Source organism: Bacillota bacterium (genome assembly GCA_024653485.1).
In the GTDB taxonomy this organism is placed as follows: Bacteria; Bacillota; SHA-98; order UBA4971; family UBA4971; genus UBA6256.
Genome location: JANLFY010000001.1, coordinates 363,114 through 373,059 on the forward strand (window position 1 = coordinate 363,114; position 9,946 = coordinate 373,059).

Genomic DNA, 9,946 nt, shown 5'->3' on the forward strand with positions numbered 1-9,946 from the left:
TTGGCGATGAAGTACGCCATCTTCCTTGGTTGCACGGTCCCAGTGCGTAACCTCAGCTACGAACTGTCGGCTAGGCGCGCGGCCGCTTGTCTCGGGGTTGAGTTCGTCGACATCCCTGAGTTCAGCTGTTGCGGCTACCCCACGAGGTCGGTGCATCACGAGACATCGCTGCTCCTCGCGGCGCGGAACCTTGCGCTCGCCGAGGAGAGGGGGCTTGACATCTGCACTCTGTGCAGCGCATGCACGTCGGTCTTGACTGAGGCGTCCAGAAAGCTGGCGACGGACGAGGGGCTCTTGGAGAAGGTGAACCGCAGCCTTGGGGCGGTAGGGCGCAGGTACCTCGGCAAGGTGCGGGTGAAGCACCTCGCGCGCGTCTTCTACGAAGACGTAGGACCTGACGCCATCAAGAATGCCGTAAAGCGGCCGCTAGATGCGTTCCGCATAGCATCGCACTACGGGTGTCACTACCTGAAGCCTTCTGAGATCTACGATCGTTTCGACCATCCAGAGGTGCCGAAGTCCCTCGACGAGCTCGTCACCGCGACGGGAGCCCAAGCGGTGGATTACGCCACCAAGAAGGAGTGCTGCGGCGGGGCCATCCTTGCGGTAGATGAGGAGCTTGCGCTGCGCATGGCGCGGGCGAAACTGGATGATATCAAGGCGAGCGGAGCAGACGCCATCAACCTCATTTGTCCGTTCTGCAGCGTGATGTACGGCGCGAACCAGCGCAAGATCCAAACGAAGTATGGTGCCAAGTACGACCTTCCGATCATGTATTATCCGCAGGTCCTGGGGCTTGCACTGGGCATCGATGCCGAGGAATTGGGGTTGTCCCAAAACCCGGTGAAGCCGAGGGCAATCCTGGCGAAGATCTCATGAAAGGGCGGGGCGAGCGGCAGGCGCAAAGAGAGCCGGGCAAGATGCCGGGCAAGGTGGTGTAAGCGCGGGATGCAAACACCCGGGGGGCATCCGAGAATCGGCGTTTATGTGTGCCACTGCGGCCTCAATATAGCGGGCGTGGTGGACGTGGCAGCCGTTCGAGAGAGCGCGTCGTCGCTCGACGGGGTCGTGGTCGCCCGCGACAACAGGTACACATGCAGCGAGGTCGGGCAGAAGACCATAGCGGACGACATCAGGGAGTTCGCGCTCGATCGGGTGGTAATAGCGTCGTGCTCGCCGAGGCTTCACGAGAAGACGTTCCGTGCGCTCCTGGAGAAGTGCGGGTTGAACCCGTTCCTCCTCGAGATGGCGAACATCCGCGAGCAGTGCTCGTGGGTGCACCCAGGTGACGGCGCGGCGGCAACGGAGAAGGCGAAGGCGCTCGTGCGCTCGGCGGTGGCGAGGGCCAGGCTCCTCGAGCCGCTTCGGCGGGCAGAAGCGCGGGTCGTTCCCAAGGTGATGGTCGTGGGCGGCGGGGTGGCCGGAATATCCGCCGCGCTCTATCTTGGGAACATGGGGATCAAGACCTACCTCGTGGAGCGTCAGCCGTCCATCGGTGGTCACATGGCCATGCTCGACAAGACTTTTCCTACCCTCGACTGCAGCCTGTGCATCCTTTCACCTAAGATGGTGGAGGTCGCAGAGAACGAGAACATAGAGCTCCTGAGCTACACCGAGGTTGAGAAGGTCGACGGCCAGGTAGGCGATTTCAGGGTCAAGGTCCGGCGCAGGGCGCGATACGTCGACGAAGACAAGTGCGTGGGGTGCGGCGACTGCGCCGCTAAGTGCCCGGTCAAGGTGCCCGACGAGTTCAACCGGAACATGGGAGAAAGAAAGGCCATCTACGTTCCGTTCCCGCAAGCCATCCCGCCGGCGTACGTCATCGATCCGGAGCATTGCAGGTACCTCACCCAAGGAAAGTGCAGGGTATGCGAGAAAGTATGCGAGCGCGGGGCGGTGGCGTTCGACCAGACCGACCGCGTTGAGACCGTGGAGGTCGGCGCCATAGTCGTGGCCGCCGGATTTCGGCCGTACGACGCCGCCGGAAAGCCGGAATACGGGTACGGGCGTTTCCCCAACGTCATAACCAGCCTCGATTTCGAGAGGATCATCTGTGCCGACGGGCCCACCCACGGAAAGCTCAAGAGGCCCGGCGACTGGGCGACGCCGAGGCGCGTCGCGTTCGTGCAGTGCGTCGGGTCGCGCGATGCGCGCCGCAGGAACGGAGCGGCGGCATACTGCTCGCGGGTATGCTGCATGATCACGGCGAAACAAGCGTTCATGATAAAGGAGAAGTACCCCGAGGCCGAGGTGTACGTGTACTACACCGACATGCGAACCGCCGGAAAGGGGTTCGAGGAGTTCTATCAGCGCGGAAGAGGCGAGGGGATAGTCTTCGTCAGGGGCAAGCCTGGAGAGATCAGGGAAGACGAAGGTGGGTCGCTGAGGATAACCTCTGAGGACCTTGACTCCGGGTGCATACTGGATCTCTCGTTCGACATGGTGGTGCTCGCAGTGGGACTTGCTCCGCCCGACGGCCTTGAGGAGCTCGCCGCGCGCCTGAACCTTTCGCGAAGCGCCGATGGCTTCCTCATGGAAGGACATCCGAAGCTTCGCCCGTTCGAGACGTCGATAGACGGCGTGTTTCTCGCGGGGTGCGTCCAATTCCCCAAGGACATCCCTGACTCCGTGGCGCAGGCCGGAGGTGCTGCTGCGGCGGCCGCAGCGACGTGCTCTCGGCAGAAGATCGAGATGGAGCCGCTCGGCCCGGTCATCGATGAGGATGCTTGCATAGGTTGCAGGCTTTGTGAAAGGCTGTGTCCCTACGGAGCGATCAAGGTCGAGAAGACCGACAAGGGGTACAAGGCGAGATCCGTGGAGGTTGCGTGCAAGGGCTGCGGTGTATGTGGCGCCTCATGCTCTGCGCGGGCCATAACCATGAAGCACTACTCCAACGACCAGCTCGTCGCACAGACGAGAGCTCTTCTGGAGGTGGGCTAGAGTGGTGAACCTCGCGATGGGGATGCGCGCGTCCGACACCGTGCGTGAGGGGTTTGAGCCACGGATAATCGGATTCTTGTGCAACTGGTGCTCGTACGCCGGGGCGGACCTTGCCGGCACGTCGAGGCTGGCGTACCCCGCGAACCTACGCGTGATCCGGGTGATGTGCTCGGGTCGCGTGGACCCGGAGATGATGATCGAACCTTTCTTACGAGGGGCGGACGGCGTCATGGTGCTCGGCTGCCATATCGGCGACTGTCACTACCTGACCGGGAATTGCCAAGCCGAGCAGCGGGTGAGCGCGGTCTGGAAGGTCCTCGACCACCTTGGGGTGGACCGCAGGAGGCTTTTTCTCGATTGGGTGTCGGCGGCGGAGGGTGAGAGGTTCGCCGAGATGGTGGAGGGGTTCGTGGAGAGCGTGAAGGCTCTCGGCCCCGCAGGCGGAGGGCCCGCGTCAAAGGAAGGGCTTTCCCAAGAGGAGCTGGGGTTCAGGTGTGAGGTGGCACAGCGTGTGGTCTCCGGCGAGCGGTTCAGGTGGCTCGTGGGGCGCATCAAGGCTCTGAGCGAGGAGGGCAACGCTTACCGTGCGAGAGTCTCACCGGAAAAGGCGGGCGCACTCATGCAAAGCGTTGTCGCCGAGGAGTGCTTGAGAGCGGCGATAGAGGCCTTGGCAGGGAAGGCACCCGTTTCGGTGCGAGACATAGCCTCGCGCCTGGGCATTTCCACGCATCTCGTGCTGGAGCAGACGGCGTATCTCAAGCGGCGTGGCACCATCGAGCAGTATGACGTCTTGGGACGCTCGCCTAGATACGTGCTGGCGGGCGCGCGCACCTAGTATGTGTGAGTCAATCGGGGGCACGGGACATGGCTTGTGAAGCTAGAGGCGCTGGCACCAAGACCGTCGGAGCGGTGCTCGTCATAGGCGGGGGAATCGGGGGCATGCAAGCTGCTCTCGACCTTGCAGGCTCCGGCTTTTTCGTGTACCTGGTGGAGTCGAGCCCGGCCATAGGCGGCACCATGGCGCAGTTGGACAAGACGTTTCCCACCAACGACTGCTCCATGTGCATCATGTCTCCCAAGCTGGTGGAGTGCGGTCGCCACCTCAACATCGAAGTCATCTCCAACGCTGTCGTAGAGAAGCTGGAGGGAGAGGCGGGCGACTTCACCGCGACAGTCGTGACCAGGCCGCGCTACGTGGATCCGGAAAGGTGCACGGGGTGTGGGGTGTGCGCTCGGCATTGCCCGGTGGAAGCTGCGCGCGATGCTTTCAACGCGGGCCTTGCAAGACGAACCTCGATTTACATAGATTATCCGCAGGCCGTGCCTCTCGCCTACGTGATCGATCGCGACAGCTGCGTGAGTTGCGGCTTGTGCGAGAACATGTGCCTTGCCGGCGCCATTCGCTACGACGACGTGCTTCGTGAACGAAAGATCTCCGTGGGCGCTGTCGTGCTCGCGCCGGGGTCCCGGCCGTTCGACCCGGCGGTTCGCCCCGAGTATGGCTACGGCAGGTACCCGAACGTCGTCACCAGCACGGAGTTCGAGAGGATCCTGAGCGCCTCCGGACCCTACGAGGGGCGTGTGCTGCGTCCGTCGGACGGCGACATTCCCGAGAAGATAGCCTTCATACAGTGCGTGGGGTCGCGCGACCGCGCGCTGGGCTCGCGATACTGTTCCTCTGTGTGCTGCATGTACGCGACGAAGGAAGCCGTGATAGCCAAGGAGCACGCACCGGGCGTGCAGGCCACGATCTTCTACATGGACGTGAGGTCCTACGGAAAAGGGTTCGACGCGTACGTCGAACGCGCAAAGAGGGAGTACGGCGTGAGGTACGTCCGCGCGAGGGTGGCCGAAGTGACGGAGGTCCCCACGACCGGTGACCTGGTCGTGTCATTCGAGTCCGAAGACGGAAGGGCTGTGAAAGAGGAGTTCGATCTCGTCGTCCTGTCCGTGGGGCTCGAGCCTCCCGAGAGCGCTGGCCGGCTGGCAGAGGTCTTGGGGATCGAGCTTGACGGTGACGGCTTTGCGAGGACCGGCACGCTCGAGCCTCTGGCGACAACGCGGCCGGGCGTGTACGTGTGCGGCGCCATGCAAGGCCCCAAGGACATCCCGGAAACCGTGACACAGGCCAGCGGAGCCGCGGGCGCCGTGGGGGCGCTTCTCAGTGGCGCTCGAGGGACGCTCGTGCGGGAGAAGCGGTACCCGCCTGAAACGGATCTCCGCGGCGTGGGGCCACGCATCGGTGTGTTCGTGTGCCACTGCGGAATCAACATCGGTGGGGTCGTGGACGTGCCGGGGGTGGTCGAGTACGCCAAGACCCTCCCAAACGTCGTGTACGCAGAGCGCAACCTATACACCTGCTCTCAGGACACGCAGCAGAGGATTCAGCAGATCATCAAGGAGCACGCCCTAACGCGGGTCGTGGTGGCGTCGTGCACACCCCGCACTCACGAGCCGCTCTTCCGGGAGACGATTCGGGAGGCCGGACTCAATTACTACCTGTTCGCAATGGCGAACATCCGCGACCAGTGCTCCTGGGTCCACATGCATGAACCGGAGAAGGCTACGGACAAGGCGAAGGCGCTCGTGCGCGCGGCCGTGGCCAAGGCCGCGCTCCTGGAGCCACTGGAGCGCGTGCCGATTGAGGTGAGGAAGTCCGGCTTGGTCCTGGGCGGAGGGCTTGCCGGCATGATCGCCGCCCTAGACTTGGCGGAGCAAGGGTTCAAGGCGTATCTAATCGAGAGAGAGCCTGAGCTAGGCGGACATCTGCGCAGGATCCACTACACCCTCGGTGGCGACGACGTCCAGGCGTATCTGCGAAGGCTTGTGGCAAGGGTCGCATCGCATCCTCTCATCGAGGTCCACACGTCGTCGGAGCTAGTCGAGATCGAGGGTTACCTGGGGAACTTCCGATCGCGGGTGGTCGATCGCAGCCGAGGAAACGGCGAGGCGGGCGTCATTCGCGAGGTCGACCTGGAACACGGCGTGGTCATCGTGGCGACCGGCGCGCAGGAGAAAAGGCCATCTGGGTTCCTGTACGGTGAACACCCGGCCGTCGTGACCCAGTCCGAGCTCGAGGCGCGCCTTGCGTCCGGGCGCATGCCGGTTTCATCGCGGACGGGGGCGACCGGCGCTGCGCGGAAGTGCGTGGTGATGGTCCAGTGCGTGGGGTCGCGCGAGGGAGAGCGGGGCTACTGCAGCCGAGTGTGTTGCAGTGAGGCAGTTAAGAACGCCATTCGCTTGAAGGACGCCGACCCCGATGTCGACGTGTTCATCCTCTACAGGGACGTTCGCACATACGGATGGCGGGAGGCTTGCTTCGAGGAGGCAAGACGCCGCGGCGTGGTGTTCGTGAGATACCCTGAAGGTCAAATGCCCGTAGTGTCCCGCGTGGATCACGATGAGAGAGTCTCGAACGGTGGCGGGGGTGTCGACGAGGGAGTCGAGGAGCGGCAACAAGGCTATGCAGGCCATCCCGGCGAAGGCGTGTGCGAGAGCAGCGGGCGGCTGCTCGTTGAAGTGACCGATACGCTCCTCGACGAGAGGCTCGCGATTCCGGCGGACCTTGTGGTGTTGAGCACGGGGATAGCCCCGGATGAGCGGAACGCGAAGATCGCCCAGATGCTCAAGGTGCCCCTCGATGAGTCCGGGTTCTTCCTGGAGGCCCACATGAAGCTGCGTCCCGTGGACTTCGCGACAGAGGGAGTGTTCCTAGCCGGGCTTGCCCACGCTCCGAAGACCATCGACGAGACCATCGCCCAGGCTCACGCGGCCGCGGCGAGAGCATGCGCCGTGCTCGCCAGCGGGACAGTCACCGGCGAGGGAATGAAGGCAGAGGTGACAAAGGCGAGGTGCGCCGGGTGCGGTTTGTGCGTTGAAGCCTGCCAGTACAAGGCTACCGAGATCGACCCCAAAGACAACGTGGCGAGGGTGAACGCCGCGTTGTGCAAAGGATGCGGCGTGTGCGCGGCGACGTGCCGGTGCGGCGCCGTCACACTCAAGGGATTCACCGAGGAGGAGCTCCTGGCGGAGGTGAGGGCTCTGTGCTGAGCGGTGAGCGTCCAGACCGCGGATGCGGCTGCGACGAGGGGGGAGGAATGCTCACGCGCGAGCCCTGCTGTGGCGGGGCGGGGCGAGTCGGTCGGCTTGCTAGGGAGGTGGCAGACGGCGAGAGCGGCGACGGCGAGAGCGGCGCAGGGAGCCTAGCCTCGGGTAGTCCCGCGGGCACGGACCGCACGAGGGCGGGCGAGACCTGGGAGCCAAAGATCGTGGCGTTCCTCTGCAACTGGTGCTCGTACGCCGGAGCCGACCTCGCTGGGACGAGCAGGATCCAGTACCCACCCAACGTGCGCATAGTCAGGGTCCCGTGCTCCGGCCGGGTGGATCCGCTCCTCATTCTGAAGTGCTTGCAGCAGGGAGCAGATGGTGTGCTCGTGTCGGGGTGCCACCCGGGGGATTGCCACTATATGGCAGGAAACTACCTCGCGAGGAGGAAGTTCGCTCTCCTAGCCGATCTCCTGGATTTCTTCGGAATCGAGAAGGGCCGCGTTCAGTTCTCGTGGGTATCGGCAGCGGAGGGTGAGAAGTTCGCTGACGTGGTGAAGCGTGTGACCGAGAGCGTGAGGACGCTCGGCAGACCTACGAGGCTCGTGAAGGAGAGGCAGAGGTAGATGCTGGCGCGGGAGTCGCTTAGGCCGACGTCGCAAGTGGCGGAGGATCTTCGAGAAATCGCCCGGGGCCTTCTCGAGACGGGAGACGTTGATGTCTTCATCGGGTATGAGGAGGGGTCCCTCCCGCTGCGGACGACTCCGGCTTTCGTGACGAGGGCGGACGATGTGTCGCGTCTTGTATGGGGCCACGCGTGCGAAAACAACCTCGCGGTGTACCTGCCCAAGTTCGAGGGCAAGGTGGGCGTGGTCTTGAAAGGGTGCGACGCGCGCACGCTGGTGAACCTCATTGTTGAGAAGCAAGTGCGCCGTGACCGTGTGAAGATAGTGGGCGTCCCGTGCGGGGGCGTTATCGACCGCCGCAAGCTGGCCGCAAGATTGGCTGCGGCCGCCGGTGGTGGCAGAACCGCCCGCGCCGCGTCGGAGACCGAGGACGGTGTCATCCTTGCGCGGGGCGACGGGTTCGAGGCAACCGTACCAGTAGAAGAGGTCCTCTCGCCGTCCTGCACGACTTGTACCCATCCCGTGCCGGTGGTGTACGACTTTCTGGCGGGCGACGAAAGGTGGGCGCGGCAAGTGTGCCCGAAAGAGCAAGCGTACGATGACGTGGACGCTTTCATGGGCCGCGGCGCGGACGAGCGCTTCACGCACTTCTCCAAGGAGATAGAGCGATGCATCGAGTGCTTCGCGTGCAGACAGGCTTGCCCGCTCTGTTACTGCCCCGAGTGTTTCGTCGACCGCGAGACCCCGAGATGGGTGGGTAGGTGGCGTGACCTGTCGGACAGGATGGTATTCCACCTTGGCCGCGCGCTGCACACGGCGGGCCGCTGCGTGGATTGCGGCGCCTGCAGGAGGGCGTGTCCGGCGGGCATCGACTTGCGCCTTCTCACGAGGAGAATGGAGAGGGACGCGCTGGAGTTCTTCGGGTACGAGTCAGGCGCCGACCTCGAGGCGGTACCCTTGTTGGCCACGTATCGGCGCGACGATCCCGATGACTTCATCTTGTGAGCGAGGCTCAAGAACCTTTCGACACCGCGATCGGGCGGCGGATCGTTCGGTAGCGGGCACAGGTTCCCCCTGCGGTCGGTTGCGGCACGGAGCGGGAGAGCTATTCTGGCAGCCCCGAGGTGAAATGGGCGTGGGAGAGCGCGGATCCAAAAGGGCCCTTGTGATGAGAAAACGGGATTTCGGCGCTTTCGTGAACCATCTCGCGGCCTCTTGCGAGCTCTTCGTGCCGCTCGATGTCGGCGGGATGACTCTCTTCTCCGCAATAGACTCAAGTGACACCTGCAATGGCCTGGGCCTCGAGAACACGACGGCCCTCCCGAAAAGGCCCTTGAAAGAGCTGTTCTTTCCGCAAGAGGAGGTCCTCTTCGCGTTCGACGCGGGCGGCGGAATCGAGACGACAGAGGACACAAGCGCGCAACCCGGGGGTGGCGTGTCCCCATCGGGCGTCGTCAGGGTTGCTTTGGGCGTGAGGCCGTGTGATGCACGGAGCCTGACCATCCTCGACCTAGTGTTTGACGCAGCTGACTACAAGGATCCGTACTACGTCAGCCGCCGCCGGCGGACGGCGTTAGTGACGTTCGCATGCTCCGAGCCTGGCATGGCATGTTTTTGCACTTCCGTGGGGGGAGGCCCGTTCGACGAGACTGGCTCGGACGTCGTTTGCGCGGACGGAGGCGAGGAGTACGTGATGTGGCCGCTATCAGCGGCGGGCGAGGGTCTCCTCGAGGGATTCGCGGCGTTGCGCGAGGCGGGCGAAGAGGAACTGGAAGCCGTGCGTAAAGCGCGAGCGGCGGCGGAAGCTCGACTCGCCGGCAACAGCGTGCCCGTTGAAAAAGCTGTGTCTAAGCTCGGAGGCGCGTTCGACCGCCCGGAGTGGGACGACGTGCACCGGAAGTGTCTGGGCTGTGCGGCGTGCACCTACCTTTGCCCGACTTGCCACTGCTTCGACATAGGCGACGAGGCCACGAGAACGGGCGGGGAAAGGGTGCGCAACTGGGATTCGTGCATGTTCCCCCTCTTCACGCTGCACGCCTCCGGCCACAACCCTCGGCCGTCCCGCAAGGAGAGGTTCAGGCAGAGAATCATGCACAAGTTCAATTACTTTGTAGAGAACCATGGGACGGCGGCGTGCGTGGGGTGTGGTCGTTGCGTCGAGAACTGCCCGGTCAATTTGGACGTGCGCAAGGTCCTGGAGGTCTTCGCCGCGTTGTGAGAACGCGCTGCGGGGACGAACTCGATTTCGCCAAGGCGCGCCGCCCAGCCGGACGCGCCGGACGCCCGCGCGTTTGATGGTCGGGTGGGCGGACACGGGGGGGGGGGGGGGGGGGGGG

General features: G+C 64.0%; 7 protein-coding genes. All 7 read left to right on the forward strand.

The window, feature by feature from the left end; all coding sequences use genetic code 11:
- Positions 1 to 6: 6 nt before the first annotated feature.
- The 7 genes from NUW12_01530 (at position 7) to NUW12_01560 (ending at position 9,828) form a co-directional block, all read left to right on the forward strand.
- Positions 7 to 879 (forward strand): CoB--CoM heterodisulfide reductase iron-sulfur subunit B family protein, encoded by an 873-nt coding sequence (locus tag NUW12_01530; GenBank protein MCR4401452.1) that lies wholly within the window; start codon positions 7 to 9, stop codon positions 877 to 879.
- A gap of 69 nt (positions 880 to 948) precedes the next feature.
- Positions 949 to 2,940, forward strand: a complete 1,992-nt coding sequence (locus tag NUW12_01535; protein MCR4401453.1) for a CoB--CoM heterodisulfide reductase iron-sulfur subunit A family protein — start codon at positions 949 to 951, stop codon at positions 2,938 to 2,940.
- A 1-nt stretch (position 2,941) separates the two neighbouring features.
- The gene (locus tag NUW12_01540; GenBank protein ID MCR4401454.1) at positions 2,942 to 3,775 is read left to right on the forward strand and encodes a hydrogenase iron-sulfur subunit; all 834 of its coding nucleotides are present in this window, start codon (positions 2,942 to 2,944) and stop codon (positions 3,773 to 3,775) included.
- A gap of 29 nt (positions 3,776 to 3,804) precedes the next feature.
- Positions 3,805 to 6,990 carry an FAD-dependent oxidoreductase gene (locus NUW12_01545; GenBank protein MCR4401455.1) on the forward strand — a complete coding sequence of 1,062 codons (3,186 nt, stop codon included), beginning with the start codon at positions 3,805 to 3,807 and terminating at the stop codon, positions 6,988 to 6,990.
- 215 nt (positions 6,991 to 7,205) lie between these two features.
- On the forward strand, positions 7,206 to 7,610 hold the full coding sequence (locus tag NUW12_01550) for a hydrogenase iron-sulfur subunit (protein ID MCR4401456.1): 405 nt from the start codon (positions 7,206 to 7,208) through the stop codon (positions 7,608 to 7,610).
- The gene (locus tag NUW12_01555) at positions 7,611 to 8,615 is read left to right on the forward strand and encodes a 4Fe-4S dicluster domain-containing protein (GenBank protein MCR4401457.1); all 1,005 of its coding nucleotides are present in this window, start codon (positions 7,611 to 7,613) and stop codon (positions 8,613 to 8,615) included.
- A 163-nt stretch (positions 8,616 to 8,778) separates the two neighbouring features.
- Complete coding sequence (locus NUW12_01560; GenBank protein ID MCR4401458.1) at positions 8,779 to 9,828, forward strand: 4Fe-4S dicluster domain-containing protein; 1,050 nt, start codon at positions 8,779 to 8,781, stop codon at positions 9,826 to 9,828.
- Positions 9,829 to 9,946: the final 118 nt, after the last annotated feature.